We start from the raw sequence: 19,224 nt of genomic DNA, 5'->3' as shown, positions 1-19,224 counted from the left end.
TTTGGCTCTTAAATTAGCTTTGAAATATGATTATCCTATTGATTTAGTGGAATTGTTGCTTAATTATTTTGATTTTAATCGTTTAGATTCTATTTTAAATAGTTTGAAGTCACCGTCTAGGTATTATAGTTTTAGAGTTAATACGTTGAAGATTAGTTCTGAATGTTTACTGGCTTTACTTCGGAGGAGGGGATTTGAAGTTTATTTACATCCTAAGATTGAGGAGGCATTATTGATTGAGGTTGAGGGTCCCTTTGATATCCCACTTCTTGATAAAGTTGTAATTGTAGATAAATTTGCAGCTGAAAGTGTTATGCAAGGGGCTCAATTATATGCCCCTGGTGTTATTTCTGCTTTTAATGTTTCAGTTGGTGATGAGGTGTCTGTAGTTGATGAGAGGGGTAGAGCTGTTGCCATTGGTGTTGCATTGATGGATGGATCTGATATGGTTAAGAGGAGAAGGGGGTTGGCTGTTAAGATCTCATTATCTAGATTTAGATCTATTTCTTTAAGGGAGTTGGATGAATATTCTTTCGGTTTCATTTATGAGCAGAGTATTCCTGCTATGCTTACTTCTTTAATTCTCTCTCCATCTCCAGGTGAAGTTGTTGTTGATATGTGTGCTGCTCCTGGGGGTAAGACTTCTCATATAGCTCAATTGATGGGTAATACTGGTAGGATTTATGCCTTCGATAACTCTAGAAGTAGGCTGGCTAGACTTATGGAGAATATGAGTCGACTTGGAGTTAAGAATGTTGTTGCAATTAATAGTGATTCCCGTTATATTCACTTGGATTATCCTAATTTAAGGGCTGATAGGATTTTGATTGATCCTCCCTGTTCAGCTTTAGGTGTGAGGCCTAAATTGTTTGAGAGGAAGAGTAGACGTGATGTTTTTTCTTGTATGCGTTATCAGAAGCAGTTCTTTAAGGCTGCTGTTGAGATAGTTAAGCCTGGTGGTATTATTGTTTATTCTACTTGTACCTTAACATTTGAGGAGAATGAGTTTATTGTCGATTTTGCCCTTAACAATTATCCATTGGAATTGGATGAGCAGCCTGTTTATTTAGGTTCTCCTGGGGTTAATTTTTCTAAAGGTAGTTTGCTTCAGCGTTTTTATCCTGATGTTCATGGTGTTGCTGGATATTTTATTGCTAGGTTTGTTAGGATTTAATTTTTCTTTTAAGTTTTGATCCACATATCTCACATGTTGAAATATTTCTATGTGTATAGGTTGCTCCGCAGGCTGGACAGTATATTATCCATTTTACCTTGTTTTTTATGCCAGTGGTGATTATTGGTTTATATGGTATTTTCATGTGTGATAGGATATTTTGTATGGTGAAGTCGTCTGTTATGATTATTGGTTGTAGTCCTTGGTTTTTTATGTCTAGTGCAATTGCTATTGTTTCTATGTCTGCTTCTGATAGATATCTTAGGTCTCCAGTTTTTTCTGCATTTTCTCTTACTTTTTGAATTGATTTTTCACTTGCTTTAGCTATTTTTACTTTTCCAATGTTTATTGCTGTTTCTAATATTCTTCTTGATTTATTGTCTTTTACTTCTTTTATGATTTTTTCACCTATTATGTGGCTTTTATTTGATGATGCTGGATTGTATCCATTTATTATGGCTGAGGAGTCTAGGATTAATATTTCTCTGGTTTTTCCTTTATACATTTTTTATAAGCCTCTCTCTTAATTTTTCATAGAAGCTTTTCTTTAATCTTATGAAGACTGTTTTTCTATTGCTTTTTTCTATGGTTATTTCTGATTTTATGGGGGCTTCTTTATACATTTGTCCATCTGCAACTACTAGTGCGTTTGACCCTTTCCTTCTTATCTTTACTTTTATTTTTGATGTTGCTGGTATTATTATTGGTTTTTGATAGATCTTTAGAGGGCAAACTGGAACTATGGATAGGGCGTCTAGTTCTGGGTCTATTATTGGTCCTCCAGCTGATAATGCGTATGCTGTTGATCCAGTTTTTGTTGCTATGATTACTCCGTCTGCTCTGCCTGAGAATATGGTTTCTTTATTTTTAATTACTTCTAAGTTTAATACTTTTACTGGTTTTTTTGTTATGATTGTTATTTCGTTTAGTGCATCTGCTATTTCAATGTTATTTATTTTTGCTTTTATTCTTGTGCATTTTTCCAGTTTGAATTCATTTTTTTGAATCATTTCTATTGCCTTCATTGTTTCTTCCGGGTTTATTTCTGATAGGAATCCTATTGTTCCTGCATTTATTACTAGTATTGGTGTTTCATCTTTTTTTATTAGTCTGGTTGCTCTTAATACTGTTCCGTCTCCCCCTATGATTATTATTAAGTCGACATTCATTTTCTCTATTTTTTCTTTATTTTTCTTCCATTGGATTTTTTCAGCTAACACTTCCTCTACTGTTATTTTAATGTTTGTTTGATCTAGTTTTTTAATGATTTTTCCAGCTATTTTTATTGCATTTTTAGAGTTTATGTTTGCTATTAACCCTAGGTTTCTTATATTCATTTATTCCACCGCATTTTTCTCTATTGTTAGAAACGCTATTGTAAGCTAAATACTTTTAAGTTATTTTATTTCTAATGATGTTGAGGTGTGAGATTTGAAGAGACCTGCGGAGGCTGGAAGTCTAAAGCCTGGTTCATTTATAATTTTGAATGGTGAGCCTTGTAGGATTATTAGTACTGAGAAGTCTAAGCCTGGTAAGCATGGTTCAGCTAAGGTTAGAATTGTTGCTATTGGTATTTTTGATGGTGCCAAGAGAACTTTTGTTGGTCCAGCAAGTGCTCAAGTGGAGGTGCCAATTGTTGAGAAGAGGACTGGACAGGTTATTTCGATTACTCGTCATGGTCTGCAAATAATGGATATGGAGACTTATGAAGTATTTGAATTACCTATACCAGAGGATGTGGAGATTAAGGATAGATTGGCTGCAGGGGTTGAAGTGGAGTACTGGAATATTCTTGATAGAAAGAAGATTATGCGAGTGAAATAGGTGTAATTGGTTTGAGGGGTAGGCGATTTAAGCAGGTTGAAGAGGAGGTTGAAGTTTTACTTAGGCATTTCATGGAGGATTTGAAGGTTCTCCCTAAAACTCGAGAAACATATTATGATTCAACTTTTACTAATATGGTTAGGAGGGAGCGTAGGGTTAGGGGGAAGAGTGACTTTAGAAAATTTTTCTTGGATAATGCTCCTAGGGTTGATGATCAAGGTTTTATAGTTACTGAGGCGGCTTCATGGACAAGGACTTCTAGATGATGCTTATGTTTGAGTTTAAAGGTGTTTTCGATAAGGTTAATGCTTTGCAGAGTGGTGAATTGTCCGCTGTAGAGAACTTAGAGTTTTTTATTGAGCGTATAGAGAAGTTTAATTCTAAGTTGAATGCATTTATTGATTTGAGGTTTGATGAGTCTAGACGTCAGGCTGAACTTGTCGATAAGCAGTTGAGTCGAGGTATTGTTGGTAAGCTTTCAGGTCTTTGTATTGCTGTTAAGGCTAACATTAATGTTAGGGGTTTTATTGTAAGTTGTGCTTCAAAGACTCTGTCTAATTATGTTGCTCCATATGATGCTGAGGTTATTAAACGTATTAAGCGTGAGCAGGGAGTTATTATTGGTATTACTAATATGGATGAATTTGCATGTGGCACAACTGGTTGTAGGAGTTTTTATGGTCCAACATTTAATCCTAGAGTTGAGGGTAGAGTTCCTGGTGGTTCTAGTAGTGGTTCTGCTGTTGCTGTAGCTGCTAATCTCTGTGATCTAGCTTTGGGTAGTGATACTGGTGGTAGTATTAGGGCCCCTGCATGTTGGTGTGGTATTTTTGGTTTAAAGCCTACTTATGGTTTGGTTCCTAGGCATGGTTTAATTGATTTAGCTATGTCCCTTGATCAGATTGGTCCATTTAGTAGGGATGTTTATGGTTTGGCTTTGCTTTTAGAGGTTATTGCTGGTTTTAATCCTGATGAGGTTACGACGCTTAATGTTAGATTGGATGGTTTTTCATCTAGAATTGATGGTAATATTGATGGTTTAACTATTGGTGTTGCTAAGCAGTATGAAAAGTTATGTGATTCTAAAATTTACTCTGTAGTTGAGGGTGTCCTTAATCGTTTAGAGAGGAAGTTTGATGTGGATGTTGTTGAGCTTGATTTACCGAGTATTGAGAAGGCTTTGTCTGCGTATTATATTATTGTGAGTGCAGAGTTTTATAGTGCTACGAGGAGGTTTGATGGTAGGAGGTATGGTTTTAAGATTGAGGATGTTTGTTTAGATGAGGTTTTGAGGAGGATTATTAGGGGTAGCCTTGTTACTCAGAGGGAGTTTCGTGGCCGTTATTATGAACGGGCTTTACAGGTTAGGACTATTGTTAAGGATGAGTTTTTAAATGCCTTTGAGAGGTGTGATGTTATTGTTGGTCCTACTATGCCTACTTTTCCACCTAGAATTGGTGAGGAGCTTTCACCTTTAGAGGAGTATTCACTTGATGTCTTCACTATTCCAGCTAACTTGGCTGGTATTTGTGCTGGTACTATGCCTGTTGGTTATGTGGATGGGGTGCCTGTTGGCCTTCAAATTCAAGCTCCTCATTTACATGAGCTTCTAATCTTTAATTTTATGGAGGCTATTTGTGGAGTGATATGACGTGTCTTCTATTTTAATTAAGAATTGTCGATGGATTGTTACTCAAGATGATGATCGCTCTATTCTTAGGGGTTACTCTATTTATGTTGAGGATGGATTTATCGTTGAGGTTTCTCCTAGAATTTCTGTGGAGGCTGATGTTGTAATTGATGGTAGTGAAATGATTTGTATACCTGGCTTAGTTAATTTACATACACATTCACCTATGTCTCTATTTAGGGGTTATGCAGATGATCTTCCATTGATGGAGTGGCTTGAAAATAAAATTTGGCCTGTTGAGAGGAGATTGTCTCCTCATCATTGCTATTTGGGTGCTTTGATTTCTTTTATGGAGATGGTTAGGACTGGTACGACTTTCTTTGTGGATATGTATTGGAATCCAATCGAAATAGCTAGAGCTGCTGAGGAGATTGGTTTAAAGGGTGTTGTTTCAATTGGTGTTTTAGATAATTTTAAGTCTTATTTGAGGGATTTAATGATCCGTGAGGTTGAGAAATTTATCTCTGAAGTTAAAAGATTTTCACCTAGAATTATTGGTGCTATTGGTCCTCACGCCCCTTATACTTGTTCTGAGGAATTGCTTTTAAAGTGTAGAGATATTTCTGAGAGGGAGAATTGCTTGCTCCATATTCATTTAGCAGAGACTAGGAGGGAGCAGGTTTTATTTGAGAAGAAGTTTGGTATTCGTGAAGTTGTTTTTCTTTCTGGCATTGATTTTCTTTCTTCTAGGGTTTTAGCTGCTCATTGTGTTTGGCTTTCAAAGAATGAGGTGAAATTGTTGGGTGAGAGTGGTGTTAGAGTTGCACATTGCCCTATTTCTAATATGAAGTTGGCTGTTGGTGGTGTAACTCCTCTTCCCGAGCTTGTTGAGTGTGGGGTTGTTGTTGGTCTTGGTACTGATGGTCCTGCTAGTAATAATAGTTTAGATATGTTTGAGACCATGAAGTTTTGTTCTTTGATACATAAGCATCATCGATGGGATCCTACTATTGCTCCTGCACAGTTTGTCTTGGATTTGGCTACTATTAATGGTGCCAGAGCTGTTATGCTTGAAAATACTTGTGGTAGAATAGTTGAGGGTTTTGCTGCTGATTTGGTGTTGATTAATTCTGCTGCAGTTAATATTTTGCCAAATATTTTTCAACATAGTATTGTTTCTCATTTGGTTTACTCTGTTAAGGGTTTTAATGTTTCACATGTTATTGTTGATGGTGAGTTGATTTATTCTAATGGTTGTTTTATGAGGGTTGATGAGGAGAGGATTTATAGTATGTTTTTAAGGGAGGTTGAAAAGTTGTTTTCTCTTTAATGTTGCTTCTTCTATTATGTATTGTCCTGAATATCTGTTCCATAGGATTTTGCTTTTTATGATTTTAATTTTCTTTTTGAATATGGGTGCGTCTAGGACGAAGGTTTCAAATTCTCCTCCTTCTCCACATGGATGTATACCGTATTTTTGGCTTAGTTTTTGGAGCTTTTTTATTGTTTCTTTGTTTATTTCTTTTCCTAACCATTTTTGGTTAAAGCCGTAGGCTGCTACGCTGACTATTATGACTTTAAATCCTGCGTCTACTACTTCTTTTAGTATTTTGATTGGATTTTTCTGCCATAGTGGTGTTATTAGTTTTAGGTTTAATTCTTGACATATTTTATCTAGTTTGTTTTTTTGGTAGTCTGATGCTATTACTCCTGATAATAATCCTTCTATTTCTTCTTTTCCAGCTAGTGTTTTTAGTGTTCTCTTTAGTTCTTCTATTTCATTCTCTGATTCTACTTGGATTTCCATATGTCTTGTTTGTATGGCTTGGGCTTGGAGTTTTGTCCATTTTATTGCTGGATAGTGCCATAGTTTTGATTCTTCACTTTTTGGTTTAAGTGTTAATATTATTGGGACTTGCCATGCTTGACTTAAAGCATAATATATTGCATATGTTGAGTCTTTTCCTCCACTGTATAGGGCTGCTAGCTTCATTTTCATCACACTTTAATTTAAGTATTAGCATTATTTATTAAGGAGTGGGGTTTACAGTGAAGTCTATGGTGCTTTCACCTATTATTGGCTTTGAGGTTCATGTTCAAGTTGATTCTAGGGAGAAGTTGTTTTGTAGGTGTTCAACAAATTATCTTGATGTTCCCCCTAACACTAATGTTTGCCCTATTTGTACTGGTCAACCTGGAGCTAAGCCCATGCCTCCTAATATTACTGCGATTAAGGCTGCAGTAGCTATTTCACTTCTCTTGAATTGTAGAGTTAGGATTGGTGAGCCTATATATTGGCTTAGGAAGCATTATCCTTATCCAGATTTACCGAAGGGGTATCAGATTATTAGTCAGCCTATAGGAGTTAATGGCCATGTAACTTTTAAGTTGAATTCTAGTTTTCATGAGGTTAGAATTAAGGAGGTTCATATTGAAGAGGATGCTGGTAGGTGGGATCCTAGGTCTGGACGTGTTGATTATAATCGCTGTGGGGTTCCATTAATTGAGATTGTTACTTTTCCTGACATGTATTCCCCTGAGGAGGCTAGGGCTTTTGCAGATGTACTTATACGTGTTTTAAGGTATTCTGGGTGTGTTAGGCTTGAAGGCACTAGGTTTGATACTAATGTTTCTATTAGGGGTGGCTCCAGAGTTGAGATTAAGAATATTAATTCTATTAAGGGTGTTTATCGTGCTTTAATGTTTGAGATTTCAAGGCAGAGGAATTTGATCTCTAAGGGTTTAGCTGTTAAGCGTGAGACTAGGCATTTTGATGAGGATACTATGTCGACTATTTCTATGAGGATTAAGGAGACTGTAGAGGATTATCGTTATATTCCTGACCCTGATTTATATCCATTTACTATTAGTAAGAGTTTGTATTATAGGGTGAAACGTTCACTGCCTGAATCACCCTATATGCGTTTGAATCGATTTATTGAAGAGTATATGCTTGGCTATGATGATGCATATGTTTTAACTAGTGAGAGGGAGTTGGCTGACTTTTTTGAGGAGGTAGTGAAGCATGTTCCTGTTCAATTGGCTGTTAATTGGGTTAGATATGAAGTTAAACGTGAACTTAATTATAGGGGTCTTCCTGCCTCTAAGCTTCCGATAAGTCCTCTGGACTTAGTAAAGCTTATTAAATTGGTTTCAAGTGGGGTTATTACTGTTCCTGTTGCTAAGAGGGTTTTGGGATTAATGTTTGATGAGCATGCTGATCCAGAATTCTTGGTTAAGAAGTATGGACTTGAGAGGCAGGAGGGCATTGAAATTGTATTGTCTGAGGTTCGAAGGGTTATTGAAATGTATCCTCAAGCTGTTAAGGATTATAAGTCTGGTAATAGGAAGGCAATTTTCTTTCTTGTTGGTAGGGTTAAATCTGCCTTGAAGGGTAGGGTTGATCCGCAATTAATTTTAAAGTTGTTGGAGAAGGAGTTGGAGGGATAATTTATGGTGCTTGAGCGTTTGGGGGCAGCTATAAATTCAGCTATTAAGCGGGTTATGCGTGCTCCTCTTGTTGATGAGAGGGTTGTGAGGGAGCTTATTAGGGATATTCAGCGTGCTTTGCTTCAGGCTGATGTTAATGTTAAGCTTGTTTTTGATTTGTCGAAGAAGATTGAGGAGCGTGTTTTGAAGGAGAAGCTTCCGCCTGGAATAACTAGACGGGAGTTATTGTTGAAGGTTGTTTATGAAGAGCTGGTTAATTTATTGGGTGGTGAAGTTACTCCTAGTGTTTTACCTAGTGGTGGGAAACCATATGTTTTAATGTTGGTTGGCATTCAAGGTTCTGGTAAAACTACTTCTGTTGCTAAGTTGGCTTTATTTTATAAGAGGCGTGGATTTAAGGTTGGTGTTGTTTGTGCTGATAACTATAGGCCTGGTGCATATGCACAGTTGAGGCAGCTTGGTGAGTTAGTAGGTGTTCCTGTCTACGGTAGGGAGAGGGCTGAGAGTTCTATAGCTCTTGCTTTAGAGGGTGTAAGGCGTTTTAGATCTGAGGGTTTTGACATAATAATTGTTGATACGGCTGGTAGGCATAAAGAGGAGAAGGGTTTAATTGATGAAATGAAGCAAATTGCTGAGGCAATTAAGCCTGATGAAATAATGTTGATTGTTGATGGAACTATTGGTCAGCAAGCCTTTGTGCAGGCTAAGGCTTTTCATGAAGCAACCAGGATTGGCTCTATTTTTATAACTAAGCTTGATGGCTCCGCTAGGGGTGGAGGTGCAATCTCAGCTGTTGCAGCTACTGGTGCGCCTATTAAGTTTATTGGTGTTGGGGAAAAGGTTGATGAAATTGAAGTTTTTTCTCCGCCTAAATTTGTTAGCCGCCTCTTAGGTATGGGTGACTTGGAGACTTTAGTTGAGAAGGTTAAGGCTGCAGAGGCTATGCCTAGAAGGGAGGTTGCTGAGCGTTTAATTTCAGGTAGATTTACTTTGATGGATTTACTGGAGCAATTTCAGTCTATTAGGAAGATGGGTCCATTAAGTAAGATTTTAAAGTTGCTTCCTGGCTTCAGTTTCTCTTTGCCTGAGGGTTTTGAGGAGGTTACTGAGGATAAGATTAAGCGGTATATTGCTATTATGCAATCTATGACTGAGGAGGAATTGCTTAAGCCTGAAATTATTAATCGTTCTAGGATGAGGAGGATTGCTTTAGGCTCTGGTACCACAGTTAGGGATGTTAGGGAACTTTTAAGTCAGTATCGTGCAATGAAGAAGATGCTTAGACGATTTAAGAGAAGGGCTAGACGTTTTCCATTTAAGGGTGATTTTAGGAGGATTTAATATCAGAACTTTTATAGTTAAGTTTCAGTATTCAGCTGGCTATGCTTTAAAGCATTTTTCCCCATTAATTACGAATTGTATTTCTGCAGCTCTTCTTATTTCTCATGGTATGCGATTGGATGTTAATTTAATTTTGCTTTTTGATGATAATATTTTTTTGAGGTTTGAGCCTAAAAGATTGAGGTATATTCGTCCTGATGAACAATCTACTTATGGAGTTGTTAGGAAGGCTATTTGGGGTTCAATGCATTTGCCTTCTCCATCTAGTAAAGAATTTTCTCCCGGTGTTTTTGGAGGTAGGGCGACTTTTTCTTATTTTTTGAAGAGGCGTGGTAGAATATATTTCTCTCATAGAAGAGGATTGAGGTTAGATCATATTAAGATTAACAGGAATCCTACACTAGTTATTTGTTATCCTGATTATAGGGATGATGATTTATCTATACTTTCAAGCTTTGATGCTAAGCCTATTAGAATTAGCTTTACATATAGTTATCCACCAAGTTTAATAATTATCTTCCAAAATCATTGTGATAGACTTTTCCGTGGAGGTAGGTGAATTGAGATTTACTTCTGATATACTTGAAATTTCACTTAGAATATTGGAAAAGTATTGTTTGTGTGATCATTGTTTGGGGAGACAGTTTGCATTATTAGCTAGGGGTACTGATAATTCTACTCGTGGATTTTCCATAAAGCTTCTTCTTACAATGATGGCTTCTAAGCTGGTTAAGGAGGGGTTTGAAGATCGGGGGCTTCATATTTTAAGGGTTTTAGCTGAGAATGGCAGGTTTTCTCTTGCGAATAGAATTCTTTCAAAGATGAGTGTAGAGGTTCCTAGTGAAAAGCCTTGCCATATTTGTGGTGATGTTTTGCTTAATTTGGATAAGTATGCTGATAGAATTTCATCTTTAATTTCACAATATGAGTTTTCAACTTTCCTTATTGGATCTAGATTTCCAGGTGATATTGCTGAAAGGGAGGATTCTTTGAGATCTGAGTTTAAATTAATTTATGGTGAATCCTTTAAGTCTGAGTTTAATAGAGAGTTGGGGAAGCTTCTTCAAATTCGAATTGGGAAGCAGGTTGACTTTTCATCTCCTGATCTGGTTATAATTGTTGATTTTATAAATGATAGTATTGAGTTTCATTCAAGCCCCCTTTTTATTTATGGTAGGTATAGGAAGCTAGTGAGGGGTATTCCTCAGTGTACTTGGGTTTGTAGTAGTTGTCGTGGTGTTGGATGTGAATATTGTAATTATACTGGTAGGAAGTATCCTACTTCTATTGAAGAGTTGATTGCTATTCCTGTTCTTAAATTTACTTTGGGTAGAGATGTAGTTTTTCATGGTGCTGGGAGGGAGGATGTTGATGCAAGAATGCTTGGTAAGGGTAGGCCTTTCATAGTTGAAGTTAAGGAGCCTAGAAGGAGGTTTATTGACTTAAAGAAGTTGGAGGAGGAGATTAACTGTTTTGCAGAGGGTAAAATTGAGGTTTCTAATTTAAGGTTTTCAAGTAGAAGTGAGGTTAAGCGTTTAAAGGTTCTTTCATCTCTTACTCAGAAGACTTATAGGGTTCTGGTTAGGTTTAAGGGTGAAGTTTCTATGGATGATTTGAAGAGGCTTGAAAGGTTTTTTGTTAATAGGGAGGTTAAGCAGCGGACTCCTTTAAGAGTTTTGAAGAGGCGTGCTGATAAAGTTAGAGTTAAGACTGTTTATTCTGTTAAAATTAAGTCTTTATCACATGATCTTATTGAAATGATAATAAAGTGTCAAGGTGGTTTGTATGTTAAGGAGCTTATTAGTGGTGATAATGGTAGAACTTCTCCCAGTATATCTGAAGTTTTAGGTGTTCCTCTAGAATGTATTGAGCTTGATGTTATTGATGTTTCTGATACTGTGTAATGTGAGAAGTATTTATTAGTTGGACTTTTCTATACGTTAGCGATTGTAATTGTCTATAATTGGTGAGTTGGCATGGTGAAGCATTCGCGTGGATATAGGAGTAGAACTAGGAAATTGTTGAGAAAGAAGCCTAGGGAGAGAGGTTTATTTCCGTTGGGTAGATTACTTCATAAATATGAGGTTGGAGATAGAGTTACTATTATTATTGATCCAAGTGTCCATAAGGGTATGCCTCACCGTAGATTTCATGGAAAGATTGGTGTTGTTACTGGTATGAGAGGTAGATCCTATATTGTCGAAGTAATGCTTGGGAATAAGAAGAAGATTTTAATTGTTAGACCTGAGCACTTAAGACCTTTTCCTATGAGTTCTAGATGAGGTGGAGATGTTATGCCTAAAAGAGTTATTGAGCGGAAGGAGATTACGGTTTCAAGGGTTAAGGATTTTCTTGAGGAACTTAAAAAACGTGTTGAGCTTGCACCTATTCAGCGTGTTACTTTAGATTATGCTTCTAAGCTTGTTAGGATTCCAAGTAATGTGGCTGAAGAGCTTGTTGAAAGATTGATGGAGGAGTTTAATCTTTCTCGTTTAACTGCTGTTCAGATAGTGAATATTATTCCTAGGCATATTGATGAGTTAAGACCATTACTGATTATTGAGGGGAGGGTGTTTTTAACTTCGGAGCTTGAGAGAATTATTGACTTAATTGATAAATACATTAAAGAGCTTAATGAATAAATAAGTATTTGGAGGGGTTAATTTATTGAGTCTTCTTCCTCAAAGAAGAGATAAGAGTAGAGAGCAATATGAAGAGTATGCCTATATTCTTGATTATCTACCCCATGGCCATCCCTTAGAGTCTACTCCTATTTTTAAGCGTGAGCCTATTGCCCAGGCTGTTGGAGAGATTTATTTTACATTGCTTGAAGTTGTTCCTAAACCTGGAGTTTTCCTCATTCCAGGTGAGAGGGTTTTTATTGGTAGGGGTGAGAGGGATAAGATTGCTCGTGTTAGGAAGAGAATTTCTTATAATGATTTAACTATTGCTGCGAGGGATGAATTGCCAGGTGTAATTGAGAAGATTGTCTCAAAATATGAGCATAGGTTTGTAGAGTTCTTTAATACTTCTTCCTCAATTACTACTAGATTGCATTCACTTCAACTTTTACCTGGCATTGGTAAGAAGCTTTTATGGATTATACTTGATGAACGTAAGAAAAGGCCTTTTGAGAGCTTTGAGGATATCAGGAGGAGGATTAAGATTTCTGATCCTAAAAAGTTGATTGTGAAGAGGATTCTTATGGAGTTGAGTGGAGAAGACAAATATAGGCTCTTTGTTAAGTGAGATATCGATTATGAATCGCCCTAGTAGTGTTGACTTACTTAGTGAGACTAAGCGTCTTTTAAAAATTTTTAATATAAGGCCTAGGAAGTCTTTGAGTCAGAGTTTTATTGTTTCTGTTAATTTAATTGGAGATATTCTTGATGCATCTTTTCTTTCATCTAGTGATACGGTATTGGAGATTGGTGCTGGTTTAGGTACTCTTACGAGATTTTTAGCTGATAGAGTTGATGAAGTTATTGCAATTGAGATTGATTCTAGGTTGATGAGAGTTTTAAGATGGGTTTTGAGGGATTATAGTAATGTTAAATTGATTCATGGTGATGTACTTAAAATTGATTTGCCATCTGTTGATAAGGTTGTTTCTAATCTTCCCTTTAAGATTTCTTCTCCAGTAACTTTTAAGCTGATTGAGGAGCCTAAGTTTAGTCTTGCTGTTTTAACTTATCAGCGTGAATTTGCAGATCGTTTGATTGCTAAGCCTGGTACTGGTCAGTATGGTAGGTTGACTGTGGCTGTTAGTTTGTTTGCTGATGTAGAGTTGGTAAGATATGCTTCTAGATATTGTTTTTATCCTCCTCCCAGTGTTGATGTTGCAGTTGTTAGAATTTATCCTAAAAAGAGGTATTTAAGTGATGATGAGCATTTTCTTTTGGAGCTTTTAAGATATCTTTTTTCTCAGAGAAATAGGAAGCTGCGTTCTCCTTTGTTGCATTACTTGGTTAAGATTAGAAATTTGAGTAGAAGTGAGGGTATGAGTATGCTTAGTAGGGTTCCTTACTTAGATAGTAGGGTTCGTGATTTAACTCCTTCTCAGTTCCTAGAGGTTGCAAGGATAGTTAGGGAGGAGTTGATGGATGGTCAAGGAGTTTTCCTTTAATGGAAGGCGTTTTATTGTTTTTGATACAGTTTATATGCCTTCTGATGATAGCTTTTTAATTTTAGATGCAATTTTGAATGATATCATAAATGAGTCTGATTTAAGTGTTGATGTGGGTTGTGGTTGTGGATTTCTATCGATTTTTCTAGCTGAGAAGTCTAAGTTTACTGTTGCAGTAGATTTGAGTTTGGATGCTGCCAGGAATACTAAGCTTAATGCTAAACGAAATAATGTCTGGTATAAAGTAGATGTTGTAGTTGGTGATTTATTGGAAGTTTTTAAATGTAAGTCTATTTTTAACTGTATTGTCTTTAATCCACCCTATCTGCCTGAGAGTGAAGATGACTTATTGATTCCTTTTCGGATTAGGATTGCTTGGTGTGGTGGAGAGAGTGGAAGAGTTTTGATTGACCGTTTCCTGAGGATGTTTCCTGTTTTCTTGAAGGATGGAGGCAGAGTTTATTTAATTCAATCATCACTCTCTAATCTATATGAAACTTTGTCTTTCTTGTCATCCTTGGGTTTGAGGGTTGAGATTTTAAGTGAGAGATGCTTCTTTTATGAGAAGATTTTTTTAGTTAAGGTGGTGAAGTAGAGTTGAATAGTCGTGTTTACGTGGTTTTGGTTGAACCTGAATTTTCTGGTAATATTGGTTTTATTGCACGTGTAATGATGAATTTTGATTTTCATAATCTTGTAATTGTTAATCCTAAGGCTGGTTTGGATGGTACTGCTTATGCCTTTGCTTCTCATGCTACTAATGTTTTGGATAATGCTAGAATTGTTGCTTCATTAGATGATGTTGCTTCTGAATTTGATTTTGTTGTAGGGACTACTAGTAGAGTTGGTGGTGATTATAATGTTTTGAGGGTTCCAATTACACCTAGAAAGTTGGCTGAGACTCTTACTGATGTTGACGGTAAGATTGCTATTTTGTTTGGTAGAGAGAGTATTGGTTTAACTAATAGGGAGTTGGGTTTATGTGATGTTATTGTTACTATTCCTTCTAGTGGGGTTTATCCTGTTTTAAATGTATCTCATGCAGTTGCCATAATATTGTATGAGCTTTTCATCTCTAGATTGAAGGTTATGGGGAGGTCTTTTAGGTTTAGGGAGGCTTCAAGGGTTGAGAAGGAGTTTTTGCTTAAATATTTTGATAGGATTCTGGAGGCTGTTGATTATCCTAGGTATAAGAGGAATATCGCTAGACTTATTTTTAAGCATGTTATTGGTCGTAGTTTTATTTCTGGTAGGGAGGCTCATACTCTGATGGGTGTTTTTAGAAGTGTTTTAGTTAAGTTGGGTGCTACGCTTTAGTAATGGGGTTCTTGTAACTTCTAGTCTTTGATCTGTTGGGTATTCTTCTATTATGTAGATGTTTATTGTCTTGTCGAGCTTTTTGTTTTTTGCGAGCTTTATTGCTGTTTCAATTGTGGTTTCAATTCTTTTTTTATCTAGATTTATTATGATTTCATCTTTAGGTATTTTATGTTCTCTAATTATTTTGCGATATACTTCATGTAGTTTGTTTTTGTTCTTTACTTCTATTACTCCCTTTATTATTAGTCCTTCATTAGTTATTTTTTCATGCCTCTTAGCTATTTGAAGTGCTCTTCTCTTTAATCTACTTTTTAACTGGACATGGTCTTTTAATTTACTTGGACAGTAGTGTACATTTAGGTTTGTGTTTTTTGCTGCCCATTCCAGTACTTCTATTGCTACTTCTTCACTTCCTTCAACTGCTGTTATACTTTCTGCCTTTAATTTTAGTCCTCTCATTTTTAAGTTTAGGGTGTTGGTTGGTGAGAATTCAAGTTCATTTATGTTTATGAAGTCTGCTTTTAATTTTTCTAGTTTTTTAAGTATTCTTTTTATTTTCTCTTCTTCTCCTGGTATGGCTGGTATTTCTATTCCTGTTGTTAAGTTAACCTTTTTTCCTAGGGCTACTTTGTATATGTCTCTCTTTCTTATTGGATGTATTCTCAGCTCATCTAGGCCTGCTTCTTTTAGTTTTAATGTTTTTTTCCTTGTTAGGTGTATTGCATTTGTGTAGAGGTGTATGTGATGTTCTTCTCCCAATTCCTTTTTTAGAAGTTTTATTGCTTCTATTGTTCTTGGTAGTACAATTAGTGGGTCTCCTCCAGTTATTCCTGTTCCTTCAGCTTTCATTATTTTTGCTTCTTCAATTGCTTCTTCTAGTCTTGATATTTTTCTTTCATTGGCGTAGATTACGTCTTTCCATCTTCTTTTTTCGCTTAATGGGCAGTAGAAGCATTTGGCTGTGCATAGGCCTGTGATGAATAATACCATTTTTTTCCCTTCAATGCATAGTTGACATCCTGTGGGAAGTTTTCCTACTACTAGTGATTTTCCCTTTGTTTCCCAGATTTTTCTTTTCATCTCTTTTGAAATTTTATTATGTGCTTAAAAGTGTTTCTTATTTTAATAGGATTTCAGATATTAATGCTATTATTGATCCTCCAATTATTAGTTTTCTTCCAAAGTATCTTTGTATTCCTGAGGCCCATAATATTACTCCTAGTATTATCATGGCTGAATATGATGTTCTAGCTATTATTAGGGTTGTGGTTGTTATGGTTGAGATGAGCCATGAAATGTTTCTTTCTATTGTTTTTATCCAGTTTAGTATTGTTTCTCGAAATTTTTCTTCTAGGCTTTGACTATATATTATGCCTAGTATTGTTTTGTTCATCATCCCTTCATATAACTTGAAGACGTAGATATTTAAAGCCTCATTCTTCTCCTTATGGCTGGATCTTTATCCATTAGTCTTTTCAAGATTTCTTCGAAGTTTTCATTTTTGGATAGTGTTCTTTTGAGGTATACTCCCGTTCTTCCTATTTCATTTCTTCTAGTTAATATTCTCACTCTCTCATTGACAACGTCTATTGACACGTTTAGTTTTCTTGCTATTTCTGCTTCTCTTCCAATTACTGGTGTTTCTAAATGTCCTTTTTCCGTTGGGGTTATTAGTATTAATCTTTTGTCTACTCCTGGCACTCTTTTATTCTTTAATAATTCTTCTAGTGTTAGTTCCCCTCCAAATTTGTAGAATTCTCTTTCTAGTCTTCTTAGTCCTATTAGAGGGAATGTTATGGTTGTATTTTCATCTATTTGTATATGTGCTTTTATTGCATGTTTTGGTGTTGCTTGAACTAGTATTCTTTGCTGAGGGGTTATTCCCGCTCTTTCTAGTGTTGTTTCAACTTTGAAGGATGGTATTTGGTATGGTATTACAATGTCTATGTCGCTACTTGGTTTTACATCTCCTCTTGCTACACTTCCATGTATTATTGGTGTTAGTCCTGCTTTGCTTAGTATTTGCATTAATTCTATTGCTTTTCTCCTTAGTTTTTCTAGTAGTTTCCAGTGTTCTTTGCTGTATATTACTTCTTTTATGTCTCCTGTTTTCACTGGCTTTATTTTTCTCATACCAAATCCATTTATTTAGGTGTAAATGTTAAAGTTTTGGGTGTTATATGTTATTTTGATGTGGAGGGTTGAAGTCTGTCTCCTGTAGTAATGCTGATTATTGTACTAGCTGTTTTTTGGTCTATGATGATTATTTTACATTATCTGTTTAAGTTGGATAGATATGGAGTTGAGCTTAAGCCTTACTTGGCGATTTTTTGGAGGACTAGGAGGCTTAATCGTTTTATTGACTCAATTGCTTTTAAATATTTTAAGTTTTGGAAGGTTTTCTTTACTATTGGTGTTTTTCTGGCTGTTGGTGAATTGCTTTTTACTTTAAAGTTTTTTGCTTCTAATTTATTAGCTTCATATTATGGTGGTAGTGCTCAGCTAGTTTTACCTTTAATTCCTGGTGTTACGATTTCATTTTCTTCTCTACCCTACTTTTTAATTGCTGTTGTTATTGTTTTTTGTGTTCATGAATTTGCTCATGGAATTGCAGCTAGGGTTGAGGGTATTAGATTGAAGAGTATTGGGATTATGTTTGTTGTTTTGATTTTTGGTGGTTTTGCTGAGCTTTTTGATGAGGATGTTAATAGGGCTAGGATTGCTTCTAAGTTGAGGTTGTTGGCTGCTGGTTCTATGGCTAATTTGCTCTGTGGCATTATTTTCACTATTTTTATTATTAATTTTTCATTGGTGATTAGCCCATTTTTCAGTGGTCCTGAGGGTGTTTTGATCGTTAGTGTTGTTGATGGTTCTCCTGCTGATAGGGCTGGCTTAGTTGTTGGTGATGTTATATTATCTATTAATGGTACTAGAATTACTGACACCTATAGATTCGTTAAGTATATGTATGGTACTCCTGCTAATAGTACGTTGCTGGTTTCGCTTTTGAGGGGTGATGTAATTGTTTATAGTTCTTTTCATCCCTTAAATTCTTCTATTGCTTTTCTTGGTGTTAGAAGCTTTAATTACTATGCTCCTAGAGTTTTAGTTGGTTTTCTATCTCCTATGTTTGTATGGTATACTTATAATGTCTTTGTTTGGGTTGAGCTTTTATCTATTAGTGCTGCTCTGGTAAATATGCTTCCCATACCATTTTTTGATGGTGGGGGATTTTTTGAGGCTTTATTTCAGTTTCCTGTTTTTCAGAGGAGGACTGTTTACTTTCTTAATAGGAAGATGACTGTGGGGGAGGCTTTACTTAATGTTATTCGCTTAGTTTCTCTTATGCTTTTATTTGCTAATATTTCTCAGTCCTTTATTTTTGGTGGTTTTAGGCTTCCCTAGAATGGTGGTGTTTGATTTGAAGTGTAGTTTGTGTGGTGGTTCAGCTGTTTATTTGCGTAGGTTTTCTGGTCTTAGGCTTTGTCGTAGATGCTTTTTGAAGTCTATTGAGAATAAGGTTAGGTGGACTATAGGGAAGTATAAGCTTTTGAAGAGGAATGACTATACTCTTCTTGCTGTCTCTGGTGGTAAGGATAGTATTGTTATGATGCATATTATGGCTAGAATTGAAAGTGAGTTTCCTGAAGCTTCTCTTATTGCTGTGACTATTGATGAGGGTATTCCTGGTTATAGGGAGGTTGGATTTAAGATTGCGAGTAAGCATGCAGATTTGCTTGGCATTCCCCATAGAGTTTTCTCCTTTAAGGATTTCTACGGTTATTCTTTAATTGAGATTGTTGAGGTTGCTGAGAAGAAGAGTTTTCCCTATCATGCATGTACTTTTTGCGGTGTCTTGAGGAGGAAGCTTTTAAATGTTAAGGGTAAGGAGCTCGGGGTTACTAAAATCGCTACTGCCCATAATTTGGATGATGAGGTTCAAACCATATTTATGAATATTGTTAGAGGCGACGTTAATCGTTTAATTAGAGTTTTATCTTTAGAGTCTGTTAAGCATCCAGGCTTCATTCCTAGAATTAAGCCCATGCGTTTCATTCCTGAGGCTGAAATGGCCTTATATGCATATTTTAAGGGGATTGAATTTTATACTGTTGATTGTCCTTATGCTCAAACTTCTCTTAGAAATGAATTTAGATTATTTATAAATGAACTTGAGTGGAAGCATCCTGGAGTGAAATTTTCAGTATTTTCATTTTTTGAGAAGATTTCAAATCTCTTATTAAACTCAACGCCTTCTCTTGAGTTAAAGACTTGTAAGTATTGTGGTGAACCCTCAGTTAAGGATGTATGTAGAGCTTGTGAGTTATTAGAGGAGCTTGGCTTGCTAAGCATCTAAAT

The 19,224-nt window shown here is 36.0% G+C and carries 23 protein-coding genes; 17 read left to right on the top strand and 6 right to left on the bottom strand.

What is annotated here, in order from left to right; all coding sequences use genetic code 11:
• Position 1 precedes the first annotated feature (1 nt).
• Positions 2–1,174 (top strand): PUA domain-containing protein, encoded by a 1,173-nt coding sequence (locus ACW8TM_RS05375; RefSeq protein WP_491532248.1) that lies wholly within the window; start codon positions 2–4, stop codon positions 1,172–1,174.
• Here the strand turns inward: ACW8TM_RS05375 and ACW8TM_RS05370 are convergent.
• The gene (locus ACW8TM_RS05370; protein ID WP_491532247.1) at positions 1,164–1,679 is read right to left on the bottom strand and encodes an NOB1 family endonuclease; all 516 of its coding nucleotides are present in this window, start codon (positions 1,677–1,679) and stop codon (positions 1,164–1,166) included. The two genes, ACW8TM_RS05375 and ACW8TM_RS05370, sit on opposite strands and share 11 nt — an antisense overlap.
• The gene (locus ACW8TM_RS05365; RefSeq protein WP_491532246.1) at positions 1,672–2,511 is read right to left on the bottom strand and encodes an NAD(+)/NADH kinase; all 840 of its coding nucleotides are present in this window, start codon (positions 2,509–2,511) and stop codon (positions 1,672–1,674) included. The genes ACW8TM_RS05370 and ACW8TM_RS05365 overlap by 8 nt, the downstream gene beginning before the upstream one ends.
• Positions 2,512–2,605: 94 nt before the next feature.
• Between ACW8TM_RS05365 and ACW8TM_RS05360 the strand changes: the two genes are divergently transcribed.
• Genes ACW8TM_RS05360 through ACW8TM_RS05345 form a run of 4 tightly spaced genes read left to right on the top strand, consistent with a single transcriptional unit; the run spans position 2,606 to position 5,958 of the window.
• A complete protein-coding gene (locus tag ACW8TM_RS05360) occupies positions 2,606–2,998 on the top strand; it encodes a translation initiation factor IF-5A (RefSeq protein ID WP_491532245.1) in 393 nt (130 codons plus the stop codon).
• Between the two features lie 11 nt (positions 2,999–3,009).
• On the top strand, positions 3,010–3,264 hold the full coding sequence (locus tag ACW8TM_RS05355; RefSeq protein ID WP_491532244.1) for an Asp-tRNA(Asn)/Glu-tRNA(Gln) amidotransferase subunit GatC: 255 nt from the start codon (positions 3,010–3,012) through the stop codon (positions 3,262–3,264).
• A 5-nt stretch (positions 3,265–3,269) separates the two neighbouring features.
• Complete coding sequence (gene gatA / locus ACW8TM_RS05350) at positions 3,270–4,649, top strand: Asp-tRNA(Asn)/Glu-tRNA(Gln) amidotransferase subunit GatA (protein ID WP_491532243.1); 1,380 nt, start codon at positions 3,270–3,272, stop codon at positions 4,647–4,649.
• Position 4,650: 1 nt separating this feature from the next.
• Positions 4,651–5,958: an amidohydrolase gene (locus tag ACW8TM_RS05345; protein WP_491532242.1), complete on the top strand. Its 1,308-nt coding sequence runs from the start codon at positions 4,651–4,653 to the stop codon at positions 5,956–5,958.
• Here the strand turns inward: ACW8TM_RS05345 and ACW8TM_RS05340 are convergent.
• Positions 5,926–6,621 (bottom strand): diphthine--ammonia ligase, encoded by a 696-nt coding sequence (locus ACW8TM_RS05340; protein ID WP_491532241.1) that lies wholly within the window; start codon positions 6,619–6,621, stop codon positions 5,926–5,928. The genes ACW8TM_RS05345 and ACW8TM_RS05340 overlap by 33 nt on opposite strands.
• Positions 6,622–6,686: 65 nt before the next feature.
• On the opposite strand from ACW8TM_RS05340, the gene gatB reads away from it, so the two are divergent.
• From gatB to ACW8TM_RS05290, 10 genes are all read left to right on the top strand, one after another.
• Complete coding sequence (gene gatB, locus ACW8TM_RS05335; RefSeq protein WP_491532302.1) at positions 6,687–8,078, top strand: Asp-tRNA(Asn)/Glu-tRNA(Gln) amidotransferase subunit GatB; 1,392 nt, start codon at positions 6,687–6,689, stop codon at positions 8,076–8,078.
• Between the two features lie 3 nt (positions 8,079–8,081).
• Positions 8,082–9,419 (top strand): signal recognition particle protein Srp54, encoded by a 1,338-nt coding sequence (locus ACW8TM_RS05330; RefSeq protein WP_491532240.1) that lies wholly within the window; start codon positions 8,082–8,084, stop codon positions 9,417–9,419.
• Positions 9,400–9,978 (top strand): hypothetical protein, encoded by a 579-nt coding sequence (locus ACW8TM_RS05325; RefSeq protein ID WP_491532239.1) that lies wholly within the window; start codon positions 9,400–9,402, stop codon positions 9,976–9,978. The genes ACW8TM_RS05330 and ACW8TM_RS05325 overlap by 20 nt, the downstream gene beginning before the upstream one ends.
• Positions 9,965–11,323 carry a tRNA pseudouridine(54/55) synthase Pus10 gene (locus ACW8TM_RS05320; protein ID WP_491532238.1) on the top strand — a complete coding sequence of 453 codons (1,359 nt, stop codon included), beginning with the start codon at positions 9,965–9,967 and terminating at the stop codon, positions 11,321–11,323. The genes ACW8TM_RS05325 and ACW8TM_RS05320 overlap by 14 nt, the downstream gene beginning before the upstream one ends.
• A 72-nt stretch (positions 11,324–11,395) precedes the next feature.
• Positions 11,396–11,701, top strand: coding sequence for a 50S ribosomal protein L21e (locus ACW8TM_RS05315; protein WP_491532237.1), 306 nt, complete (start codon positions 11,396–11,398; stop codon positions 11,699–11,701).
• A 12-nt stretch (positions 11,702–11,713) separates the two neighbouring features.
• A complete protein-coding gene (locus tag ACW8TM_RS05310) occupies positions 11,714–12,061 on the top strand; it encodes an RNA polymerase Rpb4 family protein (RefSeq protein WP_491532236.1) in 348 nt (115 codons plus the stop codon).
• Between the two features lie 25 nt (positions 12,062–12,086).
• Positions 12,087–12,668, top strand: a complete 582-nt coding sequence (locus ACW8TM_RS05305) for a DUF655 domain-containing protein (RefSeq protein WP_491532235.1) — start codon at positions 12,087–12,089, stop codon at positions 12,666–12,668.
• 10 nt (positions 12,669–12,678) lie between these two features.
• The gene (gene rsmA, locus ACW8TM_RS05300; protein ID WP_491532234.1) at positions 12,679–13,545 is read left to right on the top strand and encodes a 16S rRNA (adenine(1518)-N(6)/adenine(1519)-N(6))-dimethyltransferase RsmA; all 867 of its coding nucleotides are present in this window, start codon (positions 12,679–12,681) and stop codon (positions 13,543–13,545) included.
• Positions 13,523–14,140, top strand: a complete 618-nt coding sequence (locus ACW8TM_RS05295) for a HemK2/MTQ2 family protein methyltransferase (protein WP_491532233.1) — start codon at positions 13,523–13,525, stop codon at positions 14,138–14,140. The genes rsmA and ACW8TM_RS05295 overlap by 23 nt, the downstream gene beginning before the upstream one ends.
• A 2-nt stretch (positions 14,141–14,142) precedes the next feature.
• On the top strand, positions 14,143–14,862 hold the full coding sequence (locus tag ACW8TM_RS05290; RefSeq protein WP_491532232.1) for an RNA methyltransferase: 720 nt from the start codon (positions 14,143–14,145) through the stop codon (positions 14,860–14,862).
• On the opposite strand, the gene ACW8TM_RS05285 is transcribed toward ACW8TM_RS05290, so the two are convergent.
• From ACW8TM_RS05285 to ACW8TM_RS05275, 3 genes are read right to left on the bottom strand one after another with little or no spacing between them, the layout of a single operon-like run.
• A complete protein-coding gene (locus ACW8TM_RS05285) occupies positions 14,836–15,945 on the bottom strand; it encodes a radical SAM protein (RefSeq protein WP_491532231.1) in 1,110 nt (369 codons plus the stop codon). The two genes, ACW8TM_RS05290 and ACW8TM_RS05285, sit on opposite strands and share 27 nt — an antisense overlap.
• Before the next feature lie 37 nt (positions 15,946–15,982).
• The gene (locus ACW8TM_RS05280; protein WP_491532230.1) at positions 15,983–16,258 is read right to left on the bottom strand and encodes a hypothetical protein; all 276 of its coding nucleotides are present in this window, start codon (positions 16,256–16,258) and stop codon (positions 15,983–15,985) included.
• Positions 16,259–16,290: 32 nt separating this feature from the next.
• Positions 16,291–16,998: a nucleotidyltransferase domain-containing protein gene (locus tag ACW8TM_RS05275; protein ID WP_491532229.1), complete on the bottom strand. Its 708-nt coding sequence runs from the start codon at positions 16,996–16,998 to the stop codon at positions 16,291–16,293.
• 90 nt (positions 16,999–17,088) lie between these two features.
• Between ACW8TM_RS05275 and ACW8TM_RS05270 the strand changes: the two genes are divergently transcribed.
• Positions 17,089–18,270 (top strand): site-2 protease family protein, encoded by a 1,182-nt coding sequence (locus tag ACW8TM_RS05270; RefSeq protein WP_491532228.1) that lies wholly within the window; start codon positions 17,089–17,091, stop codon positions 18,268–18,270.
• A 16-nt stretch (positions 18,271–18,286) separates the two neighbouring features.
• Positions 18,287–19,222: a TIGR00269 family protein gene (locus ACW8TM_RS05265; protein ID WP_491532227.1), complete on the top strand. Its 936-nt coding sequence runs from the start codon at positions 18,287–18,289 to the stop codon at positions 19,220–19,222.
• Positions 19,223–19,224 lie beyond the last annotated feature (2 nt).

The organism is Candidatus Culexmicrobium sp. (assembly GCF_058356305.1).
Note: the sequence above shows the minus strand (reverse complement) of the source record. Positions and strands in the feature narration are given on the sequence as shown.

Excerpts from the sequence above, each read along its gene's own strand:
- gatA (WP_491532243.1), top strand. The coding sequence starts at position 3,270 with ATGTTTGAGTTTAAAGGTGTTTTCGATAAGGTTAATGCTTTGCAGAGT.
- ACW8TM_RS05370 (WP_491532247.1), bottom strand. The coding sequence starts at position 1,679 with ATGTATAAAGGAAAAACCAGAGAAATATTAATCCTAGACTCCTCAGCC.
- ACW8TM_RS05365 (WP_491532246.1), bottom strand. The coding sequence starts at position 2,511 with ATGAATATAAGAAACCTAGGGTTAATAGCAAACATAAACTCTAAAAAT.
- ACW8TM_RS05340 (WP_491532241.1), bottom strand. The coding sequence starts at position 6,621 with ATGAAGCTAGCAGCCCTATACAGTGGAGGAAAAGACTCAACATATGCA.
- gatB (WP_491532302.1), top strand. The coding sequence starts at position 6,687 with ATGGTGCTTTCACCTATTATTGGCTTTGAGGTTCATGTTCAAGTTGAT.
- ACW8TM_RS05270 (WP_491532228.1), top strand. The coding sequence starts at position 17,089 with ATGCTGATTATTGTACTAGCTGTTTTTTGGTCTATGATGATTATTTTA.
- rsmA (WP_491532234.1), top strand. The coding sequence starts at position 12,679 with ATGAATCGCCCTAGTAGTGTTGACTTACTTAGTGAGACTAAGCGTCTT.
- ACW8TM_RS05310 (WP_491532236.1), top strand. The coding sequence starts at position 11,714 with ATGCCTAAAAGAGTTATTGAGCGGAAGGAGATTACGGTTTCAAGGGTT.
- ACW8TM_RS05330 (WP_491532240.1), top strand. The coding sequence starts at position 8,082 with ATGGTGCTTGAGCGTTTGGGGGCAGCTATAAATTCAGCTATTAAGCGG.
- ACW8TM_RS05285 (WP_491532231.1), bottom strand. The coding sequence starts at position 15,945 with ATGAAAAGAAAAATCTGGGAAACAAAGGGAAAATCACTAGTAGTAGGA.
- ACW8TM_RS05315 (WP_491532237.1), top strand. The coding sequence starts at position 11,396 with ATGGTGAAGCATTCGCGTGGATATAGGAGTAGAACTAGGAAATTGTTG.
- ACW8TM_RS05275 (WP_491532229.1), bottom strand. The coding sequence starts at position 16,998 with ATGAGAAAAATAAAGCCAGTGAAAACAGGAGACATAAAAGAAGTAATA.
- ACW8TM_RS05295 (WP_491532233.1), top strand. The coding sequence starts at position 13,523 with ATGGTCAAGGAGTTTTCCTTTAATGGAAGGCGTTTTATTGTTTTTGAT.
- ACW8TM_RS05280 (WP_491532230.1), bottom strand. The coding sequence starts at position 16,258 with ATGAACAAAACAATACTAGGCATAATATATAGTCAAAGCCTAGAAGAA.